Genomic DNA, 24,658 nt, shown 5'->3' with positions numbered 1-24,658 from the left:
AACCCTGTTATTACACTTCTACCAAAATTTAAAAGTGGAGAACTTAACTAAGTTCTCCACTTCATTCATCATTCGCATGTTTTCTCTACTACAAAATCACTATTAGTTTCATTATCCAAAATAGAAATACTTTTATCCTTATTTGTAAAATGAACCTGGATATTTAAGATAACAGCATTTGTTGGCAAACCGAAGAATTCTTTCGGGTAAATATATTTCTGCCATGAGGTAACTTGCCCCATATCACCTAATTCTTCCATTAGTGTCTTACTGCTTGTCTCATCTATAGTCTTTTCTTTTTCCACTCCGTTTTCCTCATATGTTACTTTCCCCACTAAATACGCTTCACCACCTTTAAGACCACCTTCCGTTACATAATTTGGTTCATTATACTTGATTGAGAAAATATCACCGAAACCGAAAGTAGCTGGTACAAACGAAATTGCAGGATCAGCAGTGAAGTCCATCATTGGTTCGTCTCCCCCAGTTACCTCAAGTACCTTAGAAGCTTTCACATAATCATCTGGGTATTTTTCACTGTTAAATCCAAAAGCCTCACCACAGAATGTATAGCCCATAAAAAATTTTATAGCTCTTGCTCCTGTATGAAGTTTAATATTCACAGTACCGGTTACTTCTTTTTGTCCTGCAACCTGATCATTAATCTGGAATGTAGTAGCGGACTTAAAAACGACCCATTCAACAGGTCCGGTATTCTCTAATACACCAATTTTACTTTGAAATGAAGATGCCCAAGGCAAAGCGTCTGACGGATTTTTTTCTCCAGATCCTACAAGTACCATAGGTTCATTAGTTACAACATTAGCCGCAAAGCCTGCTGCAGTTGTAAGTGTCAGAGTAGCATTGTTGGCCACATTCCAGCTTTTGGGAACCAAAATACCAAACGCCAATTTACTATTACCATCAGTTTCTGCAACAATCTTTATTTTAACTGAAATATTAATATCGCTATCAACCTGAGCGTTATCCGGATGAATAATATCCTCTATAGTCATACAAGTTGCAACAAGGAATGATGCTACCAGAAGTAACAACAAGTGTTTGCTTTTTTTCATGAGTTTCATATGTATTCTATTTATTGATTTATACTTTTAAAGGTGTATTTATAATTCAGTGACGGACAATCCAATTGGAAAGGAACAGTGAATTCTCCATTTTGATAATAGGCGATAACATGCTCTGTCCCAGTTATACGCAATTCGTTGGGAAGTGCCTCAGTATCCAGATAGCAATCTACTTCACCCGATGGGACCTCAAAATTGTAAGGAGAGAAAGGTACCTCCCCGTTAGAAAAAGTCACGCCGCTTATTTTACTGTCAGTGTAGTGTATGGTCAGGCGAAGCGTCTCAAAGAATGGGAACTTCGAAGCGACATCTATACCATTTATATTCACCTCATCGTATTGCATTACCTGTCTGATACCATAATTTATATCTCCATCAACAGGATAATTATCACTCATCCTTACCCGGTCGTCGGTGTTACAACCTGAGAGGAAAAATAGCAATGATACTATTACTAAAATTAATGTATTCTTTTTCATATCTTTTTAAACTTTTCTAATTTTGAACTATAAGTGCATTGCCCTAATTCCTTGCAACAATACATTCTTATTTCTCATTCATTTTAAAATCTTATCTATTTCGATCCAAAAAAATCTGGGACGATAAGTACTCACATCACTAAACTGTTCCGCAAAAACTTCGGTATTGACATTATAGCTTATTAATAGCATACCGTCCTTCTCGAATTGAGGATGAGCCATCGCATTATAAGTAAATAAGTGAGGGATATCCTGTTCGTATGTCTTGAAAATAAGTTGTTTGTTTCCCCACGGTCCATACGGAGTATCTGCCGTGAACGTGTATATCTCGCCAGAATTGAATGTTTTCTTCTGTGTTAGCAAAACATATTTATCACGCAATTTAAACACATTGAACTGTGAGGAAACCGGTACACTTGTCAGACCTTTTAACTTTTCTGCGGCGGAAGCATTTGTGCTCCAACCGGAACCAGTGTAATACTCCCAACCTGTATACAGATTATCCATCATAGATCTTGCAACTAACACTTCAGAAATAGGATTCATATCATTAGTCACATCTACTTGCGCATACGTATAAACATACTCTCCATCTTTCAGTGCTGCCATTCCATAATGAATATCCTCGGAACCATTAAAAGGTATGGGAGTAGTCTTTACCAGTTCCAAATCAGGTAAGTTATACTCCAGAATGTGGGTCGTTTCGTATCTGAATCCCCACATATCACCGCTTCCCTGATACATCAATGTCTGAAAAATATAGAGTTTGTTACCATCTACAAATCCATGTCCGGGCCAGTACCATTTCTTTTCATCCGGATATTCGGGAGGTACGGCTGCCGAAGAGTTTTTATTGCCATTAGCCCCATAAATAGCACTGACTTTACCTTTATTATACACGATATACGTATTTCTATACATGTGATCTGAACCAGAACGTTGACCGTTAGTAACAGTCCCGATATACGAATCGCCCATCATAAAAAGACTCCTGCCATCGGGCAACAGAATCGAATACATACCATCTCCTCCCGTAACACTGCCTTGATCAGGAATGATAATCCTTGACATTGTCCTGTCAAGACCATCAATCTTTACTTGCATCGCAAAGTTTTTTACAACCTCATCGTTCTTGATTAATGATATAGATACAGATACAGGTTCATTGTACGGTACATGAGTGAAATAGAATTCTGTCTTATCTTTACCAACAGTTTTGACTGTTTTGGGCTTGTCTAGCTCAAACCTATAATTATCAAAACTCACCTTGGTATTAGTAAGTTCCCACGACAAGTATAGCGTATCAGCATTTGATGAGTTAGTGACCTTCATAAAAGCATCACTTTCTCCATTGCCAAACGGGTTCTCTTTTGTGCCCTCATCCTCCGAACAAGAGAATAAAAAACACAAACAGAATACTAAGAATACCATATATTTGGAGTTACACTTCATTTTCAAGTTATTTATTTTCAGTATCTTTTTGCTATGACATTTTTTAGTCCCTTTTCAGATTAGGATTCAAACGTTTTTCCCGGATAGGATAAGGTAATAAAAGATCTGCTTCCTTAAATGCAGCACCATGTCCTGGAGTCTGATAACCAATCATATCTACAATCTGACCTGTGACAGCATGCAAAGCTTTTCGAGTTCTCAACATATCATACCATGTCTGTCCTTCAAAGCAAATTTCCCAGAATCTTTCTTTCAAGACATCATTCGTCTTTATTGAAGTCGGTTTTACCTCTGTAGGCAATGCTCTTTTTCTCACCGCATAATATGCATCAATTGCATCGGTGTCAGTTGTTGTACCTCCATCCGCTTGTGCCTTTGCTTCAGCCATCATCAACAATACATCAGCATATCTCAGCAATGTGTAATTGGCACCTGATTTTCCTGTAGTCGCTGCCTCATCATCCCAATATTTGTATATATAGGGCCTTCCTAATTGAACTATTGTTGACTTATCAAGAGCTTCGTGCTCAGTATAATAAAAGGCCTGTTCATCCTTACGTTTATCACCAGTAGGATATGAATTATAAAACAACATTGTTGGAACCAATGCACCGCCATATACTGCATTAGCTGAAATAGCTTTTGCAGGTGCGGGATAAGGTAACATATTACCATGTACAGGAGAACCTGCATTATCTGCCTCTCTCTGAATAGACCATATATGTTCACCCGTATTTTCACTGGTTCTCAATTCTTCGTATGTATCAAACAATTTAAACGCCTCACTTTTATATACTTCACTGGCTTTTGCATAAGCTTTCTGATAATATTCTGCGCCTTTCTGTAATGGATATCCGGCCATTGTCAAATAAATCTTAGCATGTAATGATTTTACAGTTCCTTTAGAAACTCTTCCATTGGCATTCTTCCAGGCACTTTTATCCATGAGTTCACCAGCTCTCGTCATATCCTTATCTATCTGATCATAAACTCCTTCAATGGATGTTAATCCTATTTCGACATTTGATAAATCCGATGTACTGGTCAGTTTTAATGGAACAGGGCCATAAAGTCTTACCAAATTGAAGTAGTAATATGCGCGCATAAAATAAACTTCACCTAACAGCTCATTTTTTTTATCTTGAGTTAAAATTCCCTCCTTCATAGATTCAATACCTTCAATAATGCTATTACAGTTCTCTATAGCTTTATATCCCGTTTCCCAGAATTTCTGAACATATCCGTTATTTTCTGCCACATTCAGACTGTTGGCCTGTGCCAAATCCTGAGTGCCCGAACCACGAAGCCGTTCACCATATCCTGATAAGTATTCTATAAAAATGAATGTTTGTGAACCAGGTTCTATATCTCCGTCAAAGATATCGTCCAAAAATGTATATAGCCCGTTCACTGCAGCGACTACTTGCCCTTCATTCTGGAAGTATAATTCAGGGGTGAGGAATGTTTTAGGCTTCTCTTCAAGAAATGCATCACATGATGTTGCAATTACTGCCAAAGTAATCAACCCACATAAAATTGAATATATTTTTTTCATAATCGTCTATTTTATTTTCTTAAAATACAACCTTTATATTACCAGTAATAGTAGTCGGACGGGGATAAGCATAAAAATCTATACTTTGTCCACTATCTGCATTGAATGCACCAACTTCCGGGTCATATCCTGGATATTTTGTAATTACCAACAAATTTTCTGCAGAAACTCCTATAGACAAACTTTCAAAAACTTTAAGTGCTTTCATAACTTTAGGAGAGAAAGTATATGATAATGAAATGTTACGAAGTCTCAAGAAATCACCTTTGTGAAGCATATATGAGTCTTTCTCATTTTCTCCAAAATAGTTGTCCGAAGGAAGACGTAACGCAGCAATCATTGTATTCTGATTTTCAGGAGTCCATGCGTTGAGTATGGATTTAACATTATTACTATACAATGGTCTGTTTTCTAACATGGAATTTGTAATGTCCATAATTTTAAATCCATACGTATAGTTCAGGTCGACCATCAAAGAAAGGCCTTTATAAGTGAATGTATTTACCATTGTCAGACTTCCTTTAGGAGTACCACTTCCCATAATCTGGCGGTCTTCCTCATCAATTTTATAGTCTTTATTCACATCTTCATATTTGATGTCACCTGGTTTTTTACCATATTTAGCAGCTTCTGCTACTTCTGCCAATCCCCATGTGCCCAGTCTTTTATATACATAGTATGACGCCCACTTTTCTCCTTCTCTAGCTATCGTATTATTACCTGTATCAATCGTTTCTCCATTGATATCTGCAACCACCAATTTGTTAGTAGAAAAGACCAAGTCTGTTACCCACATAAAATCACGGGTATGAATATTACGTGAAGTAATAGTTGTCTCAAAACCTTTATTTACTATTTCTCCCAGATTAGTCCATGTAGTCGTATAACCGGTTGTAAAAGGAACCTGCTTTTCGAACAACAAATCTTTAGTAGATTTGTGATAGTAATCCATGATTACTTCTAAACGATTATCCCAGAAACTCATATCAACTCCGATATTGAATTGACGTGACGATTCCCATTTCAGGTCTTTATTACCTAGATTACTAAGAACTACGTAAGAAGTAAGCGCCTTGTTAAATATAGTAGAACCATTGCTATATTGTGATATAGTTCTATAATTGGGAATAGAAGCATTTCCTACGATACCATAACTAGCTCTCAATTTCATTTGACTGAGGACATCTTTTACAGGGGAGAAGAATTTCTCCTCTGAAATACGCCATCCGGCTGATACAGATGGAAAATATGCATACTTATTATTCATACCAAAGTTTGAAGCACCATCCGTTCTGAATGTGAAACCAAGTAGGTATCTATCAAGAAAACTGTGGTTCATTCTAAAATAGTATGAATTCATAGTATTTTGATTCATTCCTGATTTTGGTTCATGCCATGTGGTTCCTGCCGATAAATTGTGATAGCCGAACGAATCGTCGAAATATTGTTCAGACCCCGAAGACGATTCTTCTGCATGATTATAATACCAACTGGCTCCCAAAACGAAGTTCGAGCTAAGTTTTCCATCAAAGAACGTATCTGTATAAGTAAAATAGTTTTCACTGGTAAGTTTTTGGCTATCGCTATTTTTTATATCAGCATATCCGCCATTGTTTTCACTGACATCAAACAGCCCGGCCTTGGCATAGCTCATTTCTTTCCTATTTGATACCTGATAGTCTCCCTGAGTAGTAAATGTCAACTTCTTAGTAATGTCAAATGTAGCATTCAAACTAAACAATGAGAAGTTAGACTTCCATTCGTTCTTTCTATCCTGAAGTAGTAACAACGGATTCTCTGCTGTTTCCGATAAAGGATAATCGTGTTTACGTCCCCATGTACCATCATCATATTTAATAGGAACGATAGGTGGCATTTCAATCATGTTTCTGATAGCCCCCTGATTGAAAGACCCCTCCATATCGTTATTATTGCCTTTCTGACTACCTACAGTTCCCACAAGTTGGATACGGAACCAATCTTTTATTTTAGTTCTTACATTCAATGTAGCAGAATAACGTTCGTACACGCTTTCTTTTATCAATCCTTCCTGATTCTGGTATCCGACACTGGCATATACGCTTGTATCTTCATTCCCTGATGAGAAAGAAAGGATATGGTCGTTAGTCATAGCTGTTTGTGTCACCGCTTTCTGCCAATCTGTATTATATTTCGGAGAAGCAATCAAAAGTCCGTTTTTATCGTATTGGTAATTTTTGGAAGCATCTTTAGCATAATAGAACAGATTTTCATAAGGTGTTGTCAAATGAGGCATTGTCTGTCCACTATATGCGTATGCACGTCTTTGAACCTCCATATATTCATCCGCATTCAGCATGTCGAGTTTACGGTTCATAAAGCCAAATCCGACTTTACCATCATAAGTGATTGAGCCTTTGCCTTTTTTACCCTTCTTTGTGGTTATAAGAACAACTCCGTTTGATCCTTGTGCACCATACATGGCAGTTGCAGCAGCATCTTTAAGAACATCAATAGATTCCACGTTGGCAGCGTTTATAATGTCTGGATCCACTCCAATAACACCATCCAATACATAGATAGGATCTTTTCCTGCATTGATAGATCCCATACCACGAACACGTAAAGATGACGATCCACCTGGTCTACCAGACATCGATATATTCTGAACACCTGCCACTTTCCCGGCCACACTCTGCATGATATTGAAAGCCGAAGGTCTGTTATTCAGTTCATCACCTTTCACTGAACTAACAGAAATTGACATATCTTTTTTCGAACGGGTTCCATATCCAATAACCACCACGTCATCAATCAACACTGCATCTGATTCCATTGCCACCTTAAACTGTGACTTGCTGCCAATAGACAATTCTGTCGTCTTCATTCCCATATAAGAGAATTGTAATATTCCTGCATTTGTGGGTATCTTTAGTGTAAAGACACCATCAAGATTAGTTGTCGTACCTACTCTCGTACCTTTAACCATAACCGTTACCCCTATTAAAGGCTCACCACTTTCATCTGTCACTAAACCAGAAATTGTTCTTTCTGATTGTTGCAAAATGCTGTCTGAAGAGGCTTTCGCCTGAACTCCACCCCATAATAGTAGAGCCAGTAACAACATCATTTTTGCAAATCCGGGAAATGCACTAAGTACATCCGCTCTTTGTTTTCTTTTCATAATAGTAAATAATTTTTAATTAACAAAACGTTTTTATGTTATTCATATGTCAATTTGGAATCCTCTAACTTTTTTAGGATATTCTATATTAAACCTTATCTATTTTAAGCCACTCACAATCAATTCAAGATTTATCTTCCCCACTCTTTATTAGGTGTATTACCCATATACAGTTCCAAGACACAACCGGCCGCAATCTCTGCAAAGTCCAAATAACATTTATTATATACCTTGCCATTTAGTAAGGCCTTTTGTATATACATATTATCTTTGTTGTTATCATGGGTAATGACTGTAAACGTCTTCCCTGAATAATATTTCGGATCAAGATAAAACTCTACCTTATCGAAAACGGGACTTGTTATTTCCATACGCGTGTTGCCTGGACAAGAAGGATGAATGCCAGAAGCTGCTAAAATATACCATGCTGACATTTGCCCCACATCCTCATTACCAACAATCCCCTCTACTTTATTTGCATAAGCTTTTTCACAGGTGTGACGAGTCCACTTCTGCGTATACCAAGGTACCGCAAGCTGATTAAACAAGAAAGGCACGAAGTGTACCGGCTCATTTGCATGGTTATAAAATTCATTCCATAACATGTTGGAAGGAGTTTTATTGAAAAAATCAAGTAAATCTGCGATCACCTTGTCTTCCCCTCCCATCAACTCTACCATTCCTTGAACATCGTGTGGAACAAACCAGCCTTGTTGATAAGCATTTGCTTCTATACAACCATACCATTCTTCAAGACGTCCATTTTCCGGCCATACTTCCCAAGTACCATCCACCTTGCGAGGACGAAACCATTCTTCTTCTTTATCAAAAATATTATGGTAAGCCTGTCCTTTTTCATAAAAAAGCTTTGTATCCTCTTCTTTTCCCAAAGCTTCGGCTAATTGAGATATACACCAGTCCGTATAAGCATATTCCAAAGTATGTGAGATACTCAACGATCCCGAAGTATAGCCCAATGAATCATTGCCAAAACGATGAGACGTATTGACGGCATACTGATATGCTTTTTCGATATCATACGTACGGATTCCTTTTATATAAGCATCAGCCAATACAGACAAAGCAGGATTCCCCAACATACAGCCGGAATAAGAATTTAGAAATTCCCAGCGTTCGTAATATTTACGCCCGCTTTGATCAGCCATCGTTATCAAAGAATTTAATTCATCACTAACCAAACGCGGATTAATAATAGTCTGCAGAGGAAATTGGCTACGGAACACATCCCATCCACTAAAAATCGTACGTTTCGTAAATGTACTGTCTTCTGTGTGTACATTATAATCTCCGCCTACATAACGTCCATCTACGTCTGTATAAATACGGGGATCAATCATCGTATGATATAAAGCCGTATAGAAAATTGTTTTTTCATCATTCGTCCCTCCAGATACTTGTATACGACTAAGCTCCTTGTTCCATAAATCATTTGCCTCCTTCTTTACCTGATCAAAGCTTTTAGAAGCAATTTCCTGTTTAAAATTATTAGCAGCTCCTTCCATATCGACGAAAGAGATACCCACTTTCATCTCCACGCTTTCCCCTTCTTTAGTCGGAAATTCAGTAAAGAAGCCCAAGTGTTTGCCTTCCAACTCTTTCTTATCTTTTATAATCGGAGCCTGTGAAACACGTGTCAGATAGGGAATACTCACTACCTCATCCCGCTTCCGGGTCCATTGGTCAGGAATATCTGCACTCCAGAAACCGTAATCAGTCAGAGGTTTACTGAATTGCGCATAATAATAAACGGTATAATTTGCTTTCCCGGCACCATTACCCCATCCACCACCATCGGGTGTGCACTTCATCCAGCCTTGAATCGTATAATCATCTACCACTTTAATATATTGGGAAGTAGATGTTCCTCCTACCCTGCGTGCCAAATCTATCTGAATACGGGATTGATCGTTAGAGGGATAAGTGAAACGTAATATTCCACAATGCGGCGTCGCACTACTCTCCACTTTTATTTTGTAATCAGTCAACTCTACAGAATAATATCCGGCCTTAGCTGTCTCGGTTACTTTATTATAAGCCGAACGATATCCTTTGATACTATCGTTATTCTCTTTGCCTGCCACTTTATATAATTCACCCGTAGTTGGCATTACAAGGAAATTTCCTAGATCCCCAAACCACCCTACGCCACTCATCTGGGTAAAAGCAAATCCCTCAATCGTTTTATGCTCATCACTATAACCGGAACCGTTATCGCCTCCTGTTATTGTGTTCGGGCTAACTTGCACCATACCATAAGGAGTCGTAGCCCCAGGAAAAGTTTTACCTAACCCATGATAAACGCCGGCAGCTCCCACACTGGTACTGGCGCCAATAAATGGATTTACATAATCCGTCGGGATTAGTTCTTCCGAAGCTGTCTGGACCGATGAGCACCCTGTCATCCACCACAAAGAGCAAGCAATTAAAAGACTAGCAGTTGCTTTATACATAACAATATTATAATTATTTTAATTCAAACCCAAAACAAATGTCTTTATACCAAAGCGAGGCATTGAAATAGTCATTTCCGACTTTCCGGCATGTGTTTTTATTTTCTTTCTTTCGATGCATTGTCCATTCAGATCGACTTTTTCCACACCTGATAATGGCATATCGAAAACGATCTTCTGCAGCTTGTCATTTCCTTCTGCATTAAACAAGCGTAATATAATCTTTCCACTTTCCAACCGGGCAGCACTTATTTGATAACCTGTATTTTGCAAATCGACAAATGATTTTGATTCCAAAGCTGCTATTGAATGGCAGGAATATAGCAACGGCTCATTCCAGCAATCGCTATCATCTGCTATTGATGCTTTGTCCCATTTACCACGATGAGGTATGATTGCATATTTCATCTTCAGCGGCTGCGTAATTTTATAATCCGGCCCCCAAAGTCCTCCTCCCGAATATTGAGCTGTGAGCCCTAACGGATAATCTTTCCCATGAGAATAAGAAGTGGTATGATCTGACAATAAAGCCAGCGCATAATCGCCCTCCTGTTCAGCCAAATCAACCCAATGAAGTATGATATTATGTTTGATCTGATCCCAGGAATTAAAGAATGTATTGTCGAGTTTACTTTCACAAACATCAAACGGTGCATTCTTATAGATACGAGGAGAACGAAGATCGGCTGGAAACAGAACATTCAGTTTAAACCGGTCGTCACAAAAGGCCCTACGATTATCACTCCAATGATTTTCCTTATACTCTCCAATACCTACATTCTTTTTCCAATCGATTGTCAATTCAAAATCAATTCGTTTTGTTCCTTTAGAAAGAGTTACAATCTGTGTAAACGGATGAGAAGCAATTTCTCCTTGTATCTTTACTTTTTTCTCATACGTGTTATCCCTCAATGCCGTCAGTTTGCCCGGTGTTTCCGTAGAAGAATGAAATTTATTTTCTTCATAAAAGAAACCTCTCAATTCTCCCAAAGAATATTCACCTGTTTTACATGCAAAGTCTTTATTCCCCTCTTTCTTGGCAATCAGACTTTTTATAATTCCTCCTTTCGATAAGTCGAAAACAATCTTATACATATCATTTTCAACCACGTACTCCTGTTCATTAACCTTTTCACTTTTTGAAACCTGTTCATTCCCTGAAACTGCTCTTTTACCTGTTTCTTTCTTTTTTATGCAATACGTGGAGTAACCGAAAGGAGGAATATCTGCTTCAAAAAACAATCTTATTTTTTCACCCTCACTTTCTACAAAGCAACCTATTTCTTTCCCTTTCCAATCATAAATACCTAAATCCGAATATCCTGGTTCTGAAGGAAGAAGGACATTCATTGTTTCTTTTCTTTCCGTTCCTAAAGTATTGAAAACGCGTATATACTGTTGTTGAGTAAACTTTTTCTGTTGAGCAATGGGATTATCAAAGCTCTGCATAGATGCTCCGATAATTCCATCGGCAATAGCATTCGTACTATCTGTCCAGCGTTTGATCTGATCTGCCCATGTACCCTGTTTATTCAATCCATTGTAGGGCACAATCCATGAGTCATGATGCTGCGCCAGCATTAAAGTGCGCCATGCCTCATCCATATCAGCTTGTGGACAGGTATATTTATTCTTCAGATAAGCCATCACGGACATTTTTTCCGCCATGATAATCCGATTTTCAGATGTGCGTACTTCCTGTGCGATACGCTGCATCACTTGACTTCCCCACATCAGGTTTACATGCATGTCCTCCTGTGAGAAATGCCAGTCATCATCTGTTTTTCCAATGGAGATCTTTTCAATGTAATCTCTCCATCTCATATATATAGAGTTATTTTTTGTGTTCTTCCCACTTCCTATCCACGGACCATTTTTCCATCCGGCATCCTGAAAACACATACCAACCGGATGCTGAATACCAGCATCACGACAAGCTTTCAAATATGCGTCCGAATTCCCCCAGGCAGTTGTTTGCCAAGTTGATTTCTGCTCCAATTCTTCACAAGCATACCGGGGAACTGTCAATATGGAAGTACCATCTGGTCCTACCCAGTTAACCAGTTCACCACCATAAGCAGCCGTATATCCTCCCCAACAAGTATTAGGACATTTCAATACAGCATATTTAAAACCGAATAGTTTAAGAATTTGTGGCAGACAGCTTGTGAAACAAGGTTCCTCCACGGAATAAGTGACGAAATCCACCTCTGGAAAATGTGCATTTATTTTAGCTATACCATATTGAAACTGCCGTATGATACTTTCACCCGAAATATTATAGCAATAAGGCTGCGCATAAGTAGGATTCGTAAATTCTACCTGCTGACTGGTTGCCACTTCCTTAAAATGCTGGTAGGCCTCTGGGGTCTGTACACGAACCGTATCCCAAGTTTCAGGTTCTATTTCCAGACCTATTCGCCAATCCGGATGTATGTGCAACTGATCCACTATAAATTGCGTTTTCCACTTCACCGGATAATGACCATATATTCCGCCATGGTATCCGTCAACAAAATAGGCTTGCTGCGAATAGGCATTACCAGATAAGAAAACAGTCAGTAATATGATATAAATTTTATTCATGGTATCCTAAGACTATTTGGTTTTGCGTTGCTCCATTTTACGCATAAATTCTTTTAATTTTTGCTGCGCAACTTCTTCGTCATTCTCATTCTCCGGAAATGTCCAATCAAGAAGTACTACAAGATTCTGATTTTCAATAAATTCTTCTTTAAGTTCTTCACTATTGTCCACTTCCTGCAGAAAATTTCTTTTTTCATCAGAAGTCAGCTCATCAGCAAAATATCTATTCAGAAAATTCTTCATTCCTCGTCCTTTTTTATCAAAGAACGATTAAATGCATAAAAACCCCTAAAAGAATATCAATAAATTAATTAAAAGTCACGCAGCTAAGCACACATTAAGCTTTACTCTCAATTTTTTAAGTGCTATTCCCATCTGACATTCCACCGTATTCACCGAAATTCCCAGTTTCTCGGAAATCTCCCTGTATTTCAATCCTTTCATACGACTTAACAAGAATATATCACGGCATCTTTTAGGTAAGCTGTTGATAGCATCTCTGACCAGTCTTTCCATTTCATTTCCCTCGGATATATCAGATACATCAAAACGGTCTAAAGATTGCAATTTCAAATTTAATTCTATCTCGAAAGAGGCTTGCACATTCTCTGCATATTTTTGTTCGAACACCTTATGCTTCAGATAATCCAAGCATCTGTTTCTTACAAGTCTGAAAAGGTATGCATTTACATTTTCGATATGATCTATCGCATCTCTTCTCTCCCATAGATCTGTAAACACATCTTGCGTTATGTTTTCAGCATCCTCTTCCAGTACAACAAATTCTTTTGCGAACCGAACAAGTTTGGGATAATACATAAGATATAATTCTGAAAAGCTCATAGTTGTGTGTTTCTTTAGATTAGTATTCAGTTATCAAAAATCTTATGTTGCAAATATAGAGATGAAAAAAGCCTACTTCTGTGTGGAAGTAGGCGGGAAAGTAGACGTTTTAAAGATCAAAAAGCATATATATATTTAATAATCAATATTTTACCGCGATATCGTTTTGTTGTTTTGGTAAACCCTGTAGAATCATTTTTGAGATAAAGAACCGAGCTTTTTCACCTCTTCTTCAAAGAGATTACTATCAAGAACAGACATTCTCTTCACTTTACTCTTATAATTATAAATTGTCTGCACAGAATAATGTAGAAATACAGCAATCTGACCTACGTCTATGATCCCTAATCGAATCAATGCAAATATGCGCAATTCTGTATTTAACTGGTCTTTTTCGAGCTTGTAACGCTCCTCCGGTTTCAACAGAGAATTAAACTCTTCTACAAAATTGGGATACAATTTAAGAAATGCTTTATCGAAGTTATTATAAAGTTCTTCAAGTTCCTTTTCAAAAGGACGGGAAGAGGATTTATACAAATCATCAATTTGTCCTGTCTTTATTTTCCTGTTTACATTCTTCCTGTATTCATCCAATTTATTAATATAGACGGCACACTGGTTCATAAAATACCCCACATACTTCTCTTTGATTAGATTCGCTTCATCAAGATTCTTATTCAATCCAATCAATTCCTCATTCATGGTTTTAAGGTGTCGTTTAGCCCGGGACACAATCTTTGTTTGTTTATACGTGAAATACAGAGTGATCGCAAGAGCCACCACAAACAAGCTGGTCAGCAATATGTAAAAACGCAGGTTCCGTTTCTGCTCTTCCAATCTATATAAATAGGTATTTTCTATAATTGGATGAATACGGGCTATTACAGTATTCTTAAAACGAGAGTTGTAGAAGATGGCATCATCCAAAGCTACTTTTATATAATTATAAGCCCGGTCTATATCACCTTTATGATACAAGTTGACTGCCAAAGTCAACAATGCTTCATTCTCTTTCACCGCCAACTTCGTATCTGTCATAGCAGCCAGTATCAGGTACTTTTCCTCCAGTTCAGGATTTTTCATCAACCGATAGATTCGTGCAAGTCCCATAGACATCATAGCATATCCATGAGATTCCGGCTCCTGCTTATTATATATCTCGGTCAATATTGAGAGCGATTCTTTTGTATTACCCTGATCTTGAAGTTTCACTGCTTTTTCTTTCCTGTATTCGTCGGACTGATCGAACAAGATACTCATCACTGTATCCCGGTAAGCTTCTTTCTCTGCAATATATCCATTTGAGAATCGTACGTCATCTGTATATTTAATGAGATTTTCATAATAGCGTATCTTATTCCAACAATATAATGCTTTCAGATGATCGGGCAAATCTGCACACTTTATCGACTTAAAAATGTCATTCGCCTGAAGGAACAATCCTGATAAGGAATAAGTAAAAGCCAATCGAAGTTCTTCTTCCAAAAGATACTCCTTATTTCCCATCCGCTTTGCAATCTCAATATTTTCATGAATATACTGCTCGGCAGAGTCGCAGACAAAAGTTTCATACTGGTGGATAATCTCTTTATTCAAATTGTATAAATCCTCCGGAGTATGCTGTCCAGACTTCTTTGTCTTCAATTCTTTTATGGTGGTTTCCTTTTTCTGTGTATACACCAAACGTTCAGAAATCACTTTGTCCAACACCTTCAACAAAGAGTCATTTTCATTACCTGCATAAAGGTAAAATAAGGAGTTCAAGAGAAAAAATGTAAACCAAAGTGTGCGTTTCATATTAGTGCGTTCTTTCTTAGTCTGCAAAAAAATGTATTTTATTTGTGTAATTCGTAAAAAAGGAAGTAAATCGTTCTTTTTATTGCATCTTTTAACAAATACAAGAGAAAGATTTGTCTCATTCTAAAATAATTTTTCATGAAACCGTACCGACCAAAAAACGAATCGCAAAGAAGCGGAGTTAAAAAAAGCTTTTTTGCCACTCGGACTTTGCAAAAAGTATAAATATTAGTTCTATATTTGCAGCCGTTAAAGGAGAAAGATGAAACAAAGCTTAAAATTCGGACTACTTTTAGTATTGGCTTTGCTCATCCATTGTGCAACTAACGGAGCAATGGAAGATATGTGCAAAGTTTCCTCCCCGACTTATCGGCAGGAGAAATGCTATGTGTCGCAAGATCGTCCGATACAAAATGCTTTAGAACGTCTTTATAACCTTTACGCTACCCAATCTTGTGATATGAGTCATACGGACGTCACGCATGTCCCGGCAAATAAAAGCGTACTGTTGCCAGTTGCCTTTTCCGGGGAACATCACAATTCTCAAACACCGTACCACTCTTCATCTTCTCATCCCCCAACGTGCTATTATGATCCTATCTCCTATTATATATATGAGTTAAGAAAGATTGTCATTTAGCCTACAGTACAGTAGACTCTTTTACTCGTCTTTTATTACAGTTGGTTTTATTCTCCATAGGGCGAATAGATTAATTGTTTATTTCTATATAATATTCAATCTAAACAGCTATTGAATTATGAATTTTACATTTTTAGTTGTTGTTTTACTGACAGCGCTTGCTTTTGTCGGTGTAGTAGTAGCTCTTTCGCGTGCTATTTCTCCCCGTTCATACAATCTGCAAAAGTTTGAGGCTTATGAATGTGGTATACCGACACGTGGTAAATCATGGATGCAGTTTCGCGTAGGCTACTACCTGTTTGCTATCCTGTTCCTGATGTTCGATGTCGAAACTGCTTTACTGTTCCCATGGGCAGTAGTTATGCACGACATGGGACCACAGGGACTTATTAGTGTTCTCTTCTTCTTTATCATTTTAGTTCTGGGTCTTGCTTATGCCTGGAGGAAAGGAGCTTTGGAATGGAAATAACCAAAAAGCCAAAAATAAAATCTATTCCGTATGATGAGTTTATCGACAATGAATCATTGGAAAAGTTGGTCAAGGAACTTAATGCAGGAGGAGCAAACGTTGCCCTTGGAGTTCTTGACGACTTTATCAACTGGGGACGCAGTAACTCACTGTGGCCGCTTACCTTTGCAACCAGTTGCTGTGGTATCGAATTTATGGCACTGGGTGCCGCGCGTTATGACATGGCCCGCTTTGGGTTTGAAGTAGCACGTGCCAGTCCGCGCCAGGCTGATATGATTATGGTATGCGGAACAATCACCAATAAAATGGCTCCGGTACTGAAACGACTCTATGACCAAATGCCCGATCCGAAGTATGTGGTTGCCGTAGGCGGATGCGCTGTCAGCGGAGGTCCTTTCAAAAAGTCCTATCACGTAGTAAACGGAGTGGACAAGATTCTTCCGGTAGATGTATATATTCCCGGATGCCCGCCACGTCCTGAAGCTTTCTATTATGGTATGATGCAATTGCAACGCAAAGTGAAAATAGAAAAGTTCTTTGGTGGAGTAAACAGAAAAGAGAAGAAACCGGATTATTTAAAAAATGAAGAATGATTCTACATTCTGTAATTTAAAGGATTTATGCAAGAAATACAATTTATAGCTCCTGCAGCGTTACACGACGAGATGCTGCGCTTGCGAAATGAAAAACAGATGGACTTTCTCGAAAGCCTCACCGGTATGGACTGGGGAGTAGCCGATGAGAAAGACGCTCCGGAAAAACTCCGCGGTTTAGGCGTAGTCTACCATTTGGAATCTACCATTACAGGCGAACGGATAGCACTAAAAACAGCGACAACCAACCGCGAGCTACCTGAAATTCCATCTGTCAGCGACATTTGGAAGATAGCCGACTTCTACGAACGTGAAGTTTTCGATTATTACGGTATCACTTTTATCGGTCATCCTGACATGCGCCGACTTTATCTGCGTAACGATTGGATAGGTTATCCAATGCGCAAAGATAATGATCCGGAAAAGGATAACCCATTGTGTATGACCAATGAAGAGACGTTTGATACGACTCAAGAAATAGAACTGAACCCGGACGGAACCGTCAAAAATAAAGAGATGAAGTTGTTCGGTGAAGAAGAATATGTAGTTAACATCGGCCCGCAACACCCTGCTACTCATGGTGTAATGCGCTTCCGTGTTTCTCTGGAAGGTGAAATCATTCGTAAGATTGATGCGAACTGCGGTTATATCCACAGGGGCATCGAGAAAATGAATGAAAGCCTTACCTACCCTCAAACATTAGCCTTGACAGACCGTCTTGACTATCTGGGTGCACACCAGAACCGTCATGCACTGTGTATGTGTATTGAAAAGGCTATGGGTATTGAGGTTAGCGAACGTGTGAAGTATATCCGTACCATTATGGATGAATTGCAACGTATCGACTCTCACTTGCTGTTCTACTCTTGTCTTGCCATGGACTTGGGAGCATTAACAGCATTTTTCTATGGATTCCGTGATCGCGAGAAAATTCTCGACATCTTTGAAGAGACTTGTGGCGGACGTCTGATTATGAACTACAATACGATTGGCGGTGTACAGGCTGATCTTCATCCTAACTTCGTCAAACGAGTAAAAGAGTTCATTCCTTATATGAGAGGAATCATCCACGAATATCATGATATATTTACGGGTAACATCATCGCACAAAGCCGTATGAAAGGCGTCGGTGTGTTAAGCCGTGAAGATGCCATCTCTTTCGGTTGTACCGGAGGTACAGGCCGTGCTTCAGGATGGGCGTGTGACGTACGCAAACGAATGCCATACGGTGTATACGACAAAGTAGATTTCAAAGAAATTATTTATACGGAAGGTGACTGCTTTGCCCGTTACCTGGTACGTATGGATGAAATCATGGAAAGTCTGAACATCATCGAACAATTAATAGACAATATTCCCGAAGGACCTTATCAGGAGAAGATGAAGCCTATCATCCGTGTTCCGGAAGGCAGTTATTATGCTGCAGTAGAAGGAAGTCGTGGTGAATTTGGTGTCTTCCTTGAAAGCCAGGGTGACAAAATGCCTTACCGCCTGCACTACCGTGCTACGGGATTGCCGCTTGTTGCCGCAATCGACACCATCTGCCGGGGAACAAAGATTGCCGACTTAATTGCTATTGGCGGAACAATAGATTATGTCGTTCCGGATATTGATAGATAAAATACTTAATTATTAAGAATATATGTTCGACTTTAGTATAGTAACAAACTGGATACATGAGCTACTACTCTCCATTATGCCGGAGGGATTAGCCATCTTTATAGAATGTGTAGCTGTCGGCGTGTGCCTCGTAGCACTGTATGCCATCCTGGCTATCATATTGATCTACATGGAGCGTAAAGTTTGCGGTTTCTTCCAGTGTCGTCTTGGTCCGAACCGTGTTGGTAAATGGGGTTCTATTCAAGTGGTCTGCGACGTACTCAAAATGATGACCAAAGAAATCTTCATGCCGAAGGGTGCCGACCATTTCCTTTACAATCTCGCTCCATTCATGGTGATTATCGCCTCATTCCTGACTTTCGCTTGTATTCCTTTTAATAAAGGTGCAGCGATTCTCGACTTTAACGTGGGCGTGTTCTTCCTGTTGGCTGCTTCCAGCATTGGAGTTGTCGGCATCTTGCTGGCCGGTTGGGGTAGTAACAACAAATTCTCTTTGATCGGTGCCATGCGAAGCGGTGCACAGATTATCAGTTACGAACTTTCTGTTGGTATGAGTATCATGACTATGGTAGTACTGATGGGAACCATGCAATTTTCTGAAATCGTAGAAGGACAGGCTGACGGCTGGTTCATCTTCAAGGGACATATCCCTGCAGTCATTGCTTTTATCATTTACCTGATTGCCGGAAATGCAGAATGTAACCGTGGCCCGTTCGACCTTCCCGAAGCGGAAAGTGAGCTGACTGCCGGATACCACACAGAATACTCCGGTATGGGTTTCGGTTTCTTCTATCTGGCAGAATACCTGAATCTGTTTATCGTGGCCAGTGTTGCCGCCACTATCTTCCTGGGAGGATGGATGCCGTTACACATCGTCGGACTGGATGGATTCAACGCTGTAATGGATTATATTCCGGGCTTTATCTGGTTCTTCGCTAAAGCATTCTTCGTGGTGTTCCTTCTGATGTGGATCAAATGGACGTTCCCACGTTTACGTATCGACCAGATTCTGAATCTGGAATGGAAATATCTGGTTCCAATTTCTATGGTAAACCTATTATTAATGGCATGCTGCGTAGCTTTCGGCTTCCACTTTTGATAAATGAAAATTATGGAATATAAAGATAAAAAATATACGTACTTAGGTGGTCTGGTGCACGGCATCAGCACACTGGCAACGGGTATGAAAACCAGCATCAAGGTATACTTCCGCAAGAAAGTGACCGAGCAATATCCCGAAAACCGGAAAGAGCTGAAAATGTTCGACCGTTTCCGTGGTACGCTGAATATGCCACACAATGAGAATAATGAACATCGCTGTGTAGCCTGTGGATTGTGCCAAATGGCTTGTCCGAACGATACAATCAAAGTGACCAGCGAAACCGTCGAAACAGAAGATGGCAAGAAAAAGAAAATCCTGGCAACCTATGAATATGACCTGGGTGCCTGTATGTTCTGCCAACTCTGTGTCAATGCTTGTCCGCATGATGCGATTACGTTCGACCAAAACTTCGAACATGCAGTATTCGACCGGACGAAACTCGTCCTGAAACTGAATCACGACGGTAGTAAAGTAATAGAAAAGAAAAAAGAAGTTTAGATATGGGATCAACACTTGAAACAGTAGTATTCTACTTTTTGGCAGCATTTATTATTGCTATGTCCATCATGACGGTGACTACCCAACGTATCGTACGCTCGGCTACCTACCTGCTCTTCGTGCTCTTCGGCACGGCCGGCATCTATTTTTTGCTGGGTTACACCTTCCTGGGCTCTGTTCAGATAATGGTTTATGCCGGTGGTATCGTCGTTCTTTATGTATTCTCCATTCTGTTGACCAGCGGAGAAGGTGATCGCGCTGAGAAAGCAAAACGAAGTAAGCTCTTGGCCGGGCTCATTACCATGATTGCCGGTTTAGCAATTATCCTGACTATCACATTGAAGCATAATTTCATGCAGACGGCTAATCTTGCCCCGCAGGAGATTGACATTCATGCTATCGGGAACGCTTTGCTTAGTAGCGACAAATACGGTTATATATTACCTTTCGAAGCTGTTAGTATCCTGTTGCTGGCTTGTATCATCGGTGGTATCATAATTGCACGTAAGAGATAGAAAATCAAGTATTAACTATTAAGTATTAAGTATATGATACACATGGAATATTATCTGGTAGTTTCTACCATCATGATGTTTGCAGGAATCTATGGATTCTTTACCCGCCGGAACACACTGGCGATCCTGATTTCTGTAGAGTTAATGCTGAATGCCACGGACATCAACTTTGCCGTGTTCAACCGTTTTCTCTTTCCGGAGGGAATGGAAGGCTATTTCTTTGCACTCTTTTCCATCGCCATCTCGGCTGCGGAAACTGCAGTAGCCATTGCCATCATGATTAACATTTATCGTAATCTCCGAAGCATCCAGGTGCGCAACTTGGACGAGCTGAAGTGGTGATTTGTTTCTCACCAAGAACAAATAATAATAAATCAAGTAATAAAAATAAAACTGTATGGAACTAACAATTCTAATACTCCTTCTTCCTTTCTTCTCCTTTCTCATACTGGGAATCGGAGGTAAATGGATGTCCCACCGGACAGCGGGCACAATTGGTACGCTGATACTGGGAGCAGTAGCGGTACTATCTTACGTTACAGCCATCCAATATTTCTCGGCTCCACGACTGGAAGACGGAACATTCGCCACACTGATACCTTACAACTTCACGTGGCTTCCTTTTACAGAGACCTTACACTTTGATTTGGGCATCCTGCTCGATCCTATATCAGTCATGATGTTGATTGTTATCTCTACCGTGTCACTGATGGTACATATCTACTCTTTCGGTTACATGAAAGGTGAGGTAGGTTTTCAACGTTATTATGCTTTCCTATCCCTGTTTACGATGTCTATGCTGGGATTGGTCGTTGCGACCAACATCTTCCAGATGTACCTTTTTTGGGAATTGGTGGGTGTAAGTTCTTATCTGCTAATCGGTTTCTACTATACAAAACCAGCTGCAATTGCCGCTTCCAAGAAAGCATTTATTGTCACTCGCTTTGCCGACTTGGGCTTCTTGATCGGTATCCTGATTTACGGATATTATGGTGGTACATTCGGATTTACCCCGGACACAGTATCCTTGATAAGCGGTGGAGCTTCTATGCTTCCATTGGCTCTCGGATTGATGTTTGTCGGTGGTGCCGGTAAAAGTGCCATGTTCCCGTTGCATATCTGGTTGCCGGATGCAATGGAAGGTCCTACTCCGGTCAGTGCATTGATTCATGCAGCTACAATGGTCGTTGCCGGTGTATATTTGGTGGCACGTATGTTCCCGCTTTTCATTGCCTATGCACCGAATACGTTGCACATGGTTGCCTGGGTAGGTGCATTCACCGCATTCTATGCAGCAAGTGTGGCTTGCGTACAATCAGATATTAAACGCGTACTGGCTTTCTCTACCATTTCACAGATTGGTTTCATGATGGTAGCTCTGGGTGTTTGTACTTCCATGGATCCTCACGAAGGAGGCTTGGGCTACATGGCTTCCATGTTCCACCTCTTCACACATGCTATGTTTAAGGCATTGCTCTTCCTCGGTGCAGGTAGTATCATTCATGCTGTACATTCTAACGAAATGTCCGCGATGGGAGGTCTACGTAAATATATGCCGATCACTCACTGGACATTCCTGATTGCTTGTCTTGCTATTGCCGGTATTCCTCCATTCTCGGGTTTCTTCTCGAAAGATGAAATTCTGGCTGCTTGCTTCCAATACAGCCCTGTAATGGGATGGGTAATGACAGTAATTGCTGCGATGACTGCTTTCTATATGTTCCGTCTGTACTACGGTATTTTCTGGGGCAAGGAAAACAAAGAACTCCATGCACACCACACACCACATGAAAGTCCGCTGGCTATGACTTTCCCGTTGATGTTTCTGGCAGTAGTAACTTGCGGGGCCGGATTTATTCCTTTCGGACACTTCATCAGTTCGAATGGCGAATCTTATTCTATCCATCTTGATCCGTCAGTGGCTATTACGAGTGTTGTCATTGCGATTATTTCGATTGCAATCGCTACATGGATGTACAAGAATGCCAAACAACCGGTTGCCGATTCATTGGAAAAACAGTTCAAAGGTCTGCACAAGGCTGCTTATAACCGCTTTTATATTGACGATATATACCAGTTTATCACGCATAAGATTATCTTCCGCTGCATCTCTACTCCTATCGCATGGTTCGACCGTCATGTAGTGGATGGATTCTTTGATTTTCTGGCATGGGCTACCAACACCACAAGCGACGAGATCCGTGGTTTGCAGAGCGGTCAGGTACAACAATATGCGTACGTGTTCCTTTGCGGTGCACTGGCACTTATCCTACTATTAATTTTATAAAGCACAGAACGATATGAATTTCTTATCAATATTCGTACTTATCCCCTTATTGATGCTGGCCGGACTCTGGGCAGCACGAGGAATCAAAGCCATCCGGGGGGTTATGGTTACTGGCGCATCGGCACTTCTGATTGCCTCCGTCGTACTTACATTCCTGTATCTGGGAGAGCGTAGTGCCGGAAACACGGCAGAAATGCTTTTCCGTGCAGATACGCTTTGGTATGCCCCGCTTCACATATCCTATTCAGTAGGTGTTGACGGAATTTCGGTAGCCATGTTGTTATTGTCCGCTGTCATTGTGTTCACCGGTACATTTGCTTCCTGGCGTCTGCAACCGCTGACAAAAGAATATTTCCTTTGGTTCACCCTATTGTCTATGGGAGTATTCGGATTCTTTATATCCGTCGATTTATTCACCATGTTCATGTTCTACGAAATCGCATTGATACCGATGTACCTGTTGATTGGTGTATGGGGATCGGGACGTAAAGAATATGCAGCCATGAAGTTAACCCTCATGTTGATGGGTGGTTCTGCCTTCCTGCTGATCGGTATTCTCGGAATCTATTTCGGTTCGGGAGCAACGACCATGAATCTTCTTGAAATCGCACAGTTGCACAACATACCTTTTGCACAGCAATGCATCTGGTTCCCGCTGACTTTCCTTGGTTTCGGTGTATTAGGTGCCCTTTTCCCGTTCCACACATGGAGTCCTGACGGTCACGCTTCCGCCCCGACTGCCGTATCTATGCTTCATGCCGGAGTATTGATGAAACTGGGAGGTTACGGATGTTTCCGTATCGCCATGTATCTGATGCCGGAAGCTGCTAACGAACTTTCATGGATATTCCTGATATTGACAGGTATCTCTGTAGTTTACGGTGCATTCTCCGCTTGCGTACAGACCGACTTGAAATATATCAATGCGTATTCATCCGTATCTCACTGCGGACTGGTTCTTTTCGCCATTCTGATGCTGAATCAGACAGCAGCAACAGGAGCTATCCTTCAGATGCTTTCACACGGATTGATGACAGCCTTGTTCTTTGCTCTTATCGGTATGATTTATGGACGTACACACACACGTGACGTTCGCGAGCTTGCCGGCTTAATGAAAGTTATGCCGTTCCTTAGTGTATGTTATGTAATTGCCGGTCTTGCCAACCTCGGTCTGCCGGGATTAAGTGGTTTTATTGCTGAAATGACTATTTTCGTCGGCTCTTTCCAGAACAACGACCAGTTCCACCGTGTACTGACTATCATCGCTTGTTCTTCGATTGTGATTACTGCAGTCTACATTCTGCGTCTGGTAGGTAAAATTCTATACGGAACCTGTACCAACAAGCATCATCTCGAACTGACTGATGCGACTTGGGACGAACGTGTAGCCGTTATCTGCCTCATCGTTTGTGTAGCCGGACTAGGTATGGCTCCTTTCTGGGTTAGCCACATGATTGGTGAAAGTGTACTCCCCGTAGTCTCACAACTGATTCCATAACCTTT

20 protein-coding genes are annotated in these 24,658 nt (G+C 40.2%); 10 read left to right on the top strand and 10 right to left on the bottom strand.

The genetic code is table 11. The features are described from left to right. Window positions 1–68: 68 nt before the first annotated feature. The 10 genes from H8796_RS10940 to H8796_RS10895 form a co-directional block, all read right to left on the bottom strand. Window positions 69–1,085, bottom strand: a complete 1,017-nt coding sequence (locus H8796_RS10940) for a DUF4961 domain-containing protein (RefSeq protein WP_117934705.1) — start codon at window positions 1,083–1,085, stop codon at window positions 69–71. An 11-nt stretch (window positions 1,086–1,096) separates the two neighbouring features. Continuing rightward, window positions 1,097–1,564 (bottom strand): hypothetical protein, encoded by a 468-nt coding sequence (locus H8796_RS10935; protein ID WP_117934702.1) that lies wholly within the window; start codon window positions 1,562–1,564, stop codon window positions 1,097–1,099. Between the two features lie 78 nt (window positions 1,565–1,642). Then, on the bottom strand, window positions 1,643–2,995 hold the full coding sequence (locus H8796_RS10930; RefSeq protein WP_233530391.1) for a DUF5005 domain-containing protein: 1,353 nt from the start codon (window positions 2,993–2,995) through the stop codon (window positions 1,643–1,645). Between the two features lie 64 nt (window positions 2,996–3,059). Continuing rightward, window positions 3,060–4,571 (bottom strand): RagB/SusD family nutrient uptake outer membrane protein, encoded by a 1,512-nt coding sequence (locus H8796_RS10925; RefSeq protein WP_117934697.1) that lies wholly within the window; start codon window positions 4,569–4,571, stop codon window positions 3,060–3,062. Between the two features lie 19 nt (window positions 4,572–4,590). Continuing rightward, window positions 4,591–7,734, bottom strand: a complete 3,144-nt coding sequence (locus tag H8796_RS10920; protein WP_117934694.1) for a TonB-dependent receptor — start codon at window positions 7,732–7,734, stop codon at window positions 4,591–4,593. Window positions 7,735–7,865: 131 nt separating this feature from the next. Then, window positions 7,866–10,205, bottom strand: a complete 2,340-nt coding sequence (locus tag H8796_RS10915; RefSeq protein WP_117934692.1) for a GH92 family glycosyl hydrolase — start codon at window positions 10,203–10,205, stop codon at window positions 7,866–7,868. Window positions 10,206–10,223: 18 nt separating this feature from the next. Then, on the bottom strand, window positions 10,224–12,791 hold the full coding sequence (locus H8796_RS10910) for a glycoside hydrolase family 38 C-terminal domain-containing protein (protein ID WP_117934689.1): 2,568 nt from the start codon (window positions 12,789–12,791) through the stop codon (window positions 10,224–10,226). A gap of 12 nt (window positions 12,792–12,803) precedes the next feature. Next, entirely contained in the window at window positions 12,804–13,034 is a 231-nt protein-coding gene (locus H8796_RS10905) for an anti-sigma factor (RefSeq protein WP_117934686.1), read from the bottom strand. A gap of 75 nt (window positions 13,035–13,109) precedes the next feature. Beyond that, window positions 13,110–13,634 carry an RNA polymerase sigma-70 factor gene (locus H8796_RS10900; RefSeq protein WP_117934683.1) on the bottom strand — a complete coding sequence of 175 codons (525 nt, stop codon included), beginning with the start codon at window positions 13,632–13,634 and terminating at the stop codon, window positions 13,110–13,112. 192 nt (window positions 13,635–13,826) lie between these two features. Then, complete coding sequence (locus H8796_RS10895; RefSeq protein WP_117934680.1) at window positions 13,827–15,431, bottom strand: DUF6377 domain-containing protein; 1,605 nt, start codon at window positions 15,429–15,431, stop codon at window positions 13,827–13,829. A gap of 262 nt (window positions 15,432–15,693) precedes the next feature. Here H8796_RS10895 and H8796_RS10890 point away from each other — a divergent pair, with 262 nt between their 5' ends. From H8796_RS10890 to H8796_RS10845, 10 genes are all read left to right on the top strand, one after another. Further along, the gene (locus H8796_RS10890) at window positions 15,694–16,071 is read left to right on the top strand and encodes a hypothetical protein (RefSeq protein ID WP_117934678.1); all 378 of its coding nucleotides are present in this window, start codon (window positions 15,694–15,696) and stop codon (window positions 16,069–16,071) included. A gap of 118 nt (window positions 16,072–16,189) precedes the next feature. After that, window positions 16,190–16,540, top strand: a complete 351-nt coding sequence (locus H8796_RS10885) for an NADH-quinone oxidoreductase subunit A (protein WP_004301466.1) — start codon at window positions 16,190–16,192, stop codon at window positions 16,538–16,540. Next, the gene (locus H8796_RS10880; protein ID WP_004301465.1) at window positions 16,531–17,133 is read left to right on the top strand and encodes an NADH-quinone oxidoreductase subunit B; all 603 of its coding nucleotides are present in this window, start codon (window positions 16,531–16,533) and stop codon (window positions 17,131–17,133) included. Before H8796_RS10885 ends, H8796_RS10880 begins: the two co-directional genes overlap by 10 nt. A 27-nt stretch (window positions 17,134–17,160) precedes the next feature. Beyond that, window positions 17,161–18,753: an NADH-quinone oxidoreductase subunit D gene (locus H8796_RS10875; protein WP_117934675.1), complete on the top strand. Its 1,593-nt coding sequence runs from the start codon at window positions 17,161–17,163 to the stop codon at window positions 18,751–18,753. A 22-nt stretch (window positions 18,754–18,775) separates the two neighbouring features. Next, window positions 18,776–19,852 carry an NADH-quinone oxidoreductase subunit NuoH gene (gene nuoH, locus H8796_RS10870; RefSeq protein WP_004301463.1) on the top strand — a complete coding sequence of 359 codons (1,077 nt, stop codon included), beginning with the start codon at window positions 18,776–18,778 and terminating at the stop codon, window positions 19,850–19,852. A gap of 12 nt (window positions 19,853–19,864) precedes the next feature. After that, a complete protein-coding gene (locus tag H8796_RS10865; protein ID WP_004305338.1) occupies window positions 19,865–20,353 on the top strand; it encodes a 4Fe-4S binding protein in 489 nt (162 codons plus the stop codon). Between the two features lie 2 nt (window positions 20,354–20,355). Then, window positions 20,356–20,868 (top strand): NADH-quinone oxidoreductase subunit J, encoded by a 513-nt coding sequence (locus H8796_RS10860; RefSeq protein WP_117934672.1) that lies wholly within the window; start codon window positions 20,356–20,358, stop codon window positions 20,866–20,868. Window positions 20,869–20,901: 33 nt separating this feature from the next. Next, the gene (gene nuoK / locus H8796_RS10855; protein ID WP_004301460.1) at window positions 20,902–21,210 is read left to right on the top strand and encodes an NADH-quinone oxidoreductase subunit NuoK; all 309 of its coding nucleotides are present in this window, start codon (window positions 20,902–20,904) and stop codon (window positions 21,208–21,210) included. A 55-nt stretch (window positions 21,211–21,265) separates the two neighbouring features. After that, on the top strand, window positions 21,266–23,155 hold the full coding sequence (gene nuoL / locus H8796_RS10850) for an NADH-quinone oxidoreductase subunit L (RefSeq protein WP_004305340.1): 1,890 nt from the start codon (window positions 21,266–21,268) through the stop codon (window positions 23,153–23,155). A gap of 13 nt (window positions 23,156–23,168) precedes the next feature. Next, complete coding sequence (locus tag H8796_RS10845; protein WP_004305342.1) at window positions 23,169–24,653, top strand: NuoM family protein; 1,485 nt, start codon at window positions 23,169–23,171, stop codon at window positions 24,651–24,653. The last annotated feature ends 5 nt before the right edge of the window (window positions 24,654–24,658 follow it).

Origin of the sequence: Bacteroides sp. M10, from assembly GCF_014334015.1 — a bacterium.
Taxonomy (GTDB): Bacteria; Bacteroidota; Bacteroidia; order Bacteroidales; family Bacteroidaceae; genus Bacteroides; species Bacteroides intestinigallinarum.
This window is presented reverse-complemented; position numbering and strand designations above follow the sequence as displayed.

Coding starts and splice junctions, on each gene's coding strand:
- H8796_RS10895 (WP_117934680.1), bottom strand. CDS start 15,431: ATGAAACGCACACTTTGGTTTACATTTTTTCTCTTGAACTCCTTATTT.
- H8796_RS10905 (WP_117934686.1), bottom strand. CDS start 13,034: ATGAAGAATTTTCTGAATAGATATTTTGCTGATGAGCTGACTTCTGAT.
- H8796_RS10925 (WP_117934697.1), bottom strand. CDS start 4,571: ATGAAAAAAATATATTCAATTTTATGTGGGTTGATTACTTTGGCAGTA.
- nuoH (WP_004301463.1), top strand. CDS start 18,776: ATGTTCGACTTTAGTATAGTAACAAACTGGATACATGAGCTACTACTC.
- H8796_RS10845 (WP_004305342.1), top strand. CDS start 23,169: ATGAATTTCTTATCAATATTCGTACTTATCCCCTTATTGATGCTGGCC.
- H8796_RS10940 (WP_117934705.1), bottom strand. CDS start 1,085: ATGAAACTCATGAAAAAAAGCAAACACTTGTTGTTACTTCTGGTAGCA.
- H8796_RS10930 (WP_233530391.1), bottom strand. CDS start 2,995: ATGGTATTCTTAGTATTCTGTTTGTGTTTTTTATTCTCTTGTTCGGAG.
- H8796_RS10915 (WP_117934692.1), bottom strand. CDS start 10,205: ATGTATAAAGCAACTGCTAGTCTTTTAATTGCTTGCTCTTTGTGGTGG.
- nuoL (WP_004305340.1), top strand. CDS start 21,266: ATGGAACTAACAATTCTAATACTCCTTCTTCCTTTCTTCTCCTTTCTC.
- H8796_RS10875 (WP_117934675.1), top strand. CDS start 17,161: ATGCAAGAAATACAATTTATAGCTCCTGCAGCGTTACACGACGAGATG.
- H8796_RS10890 (WP_117934678.1), top strand. CDS start 15,694: ATGAAACAAAGCTTAAAATTCGGACTACTTTTAGTATTGGCTTTGCTC.
- H8796_RS10860 (WP_117934672.1), top strand. CDS start 20,356: ATGGGATCAACACTTGAAACAGTAGTATTCTACTTTTTGGCAGCATTT.
- nuoK (WP_004301460.1), top strand. CDS start 20,902: ATGATACACATGGAATATTATCTGGTAGTTTCTACCATCATGATGTTT.
- H8796_RS10935 (WP_117934702.1), bottom strand. CDS start 1,564: ATGAAAAAGAATACATTAATTTTAGTAATAGTATCATTGCTATTTTTC.
- H8796_RS10920 (WP_117934694.1), bottom strand. CDS start 7,734: ATGAAAAGAAAACAAAGAGCGGATGTACTTAGTGCATTTCCCGGATTT.
- H8796_RS10885 (WP_004301466.1), top strand. CDS start 16,190: ATGAATTTTACATTTTTAGTTGTTGTTTTACTGACAGCGCTTGCTTTT.
- H8796_RS10900 (WP_117934683.1), bottom strand. CDS start 13,634: ATGAGCTTTTCAGAATTATATCTTATGTATTATCCCAAACTTGTTCGG.
- H8796_RS10865 (WP_004305338.1), top strand. CDS start 19,865: ATGGAATATAAAGATAAAAAATATACGTACTTAGGTGGTCTGGTGCAC.
- H8796_RS10910 (WP_117934689.1), bottom strand. CDS start 12,791: ATGAATAAAATTTATATCATATTACTGACTGTTTTCTTATCTGGTAAT.
- H8796_RS10880 (WP_004301465.1), top strand. CDS start 16,531: ATGGAAATAACCAAAAAGCCAAAAATAAAATCTATTCCGTATGATGAG.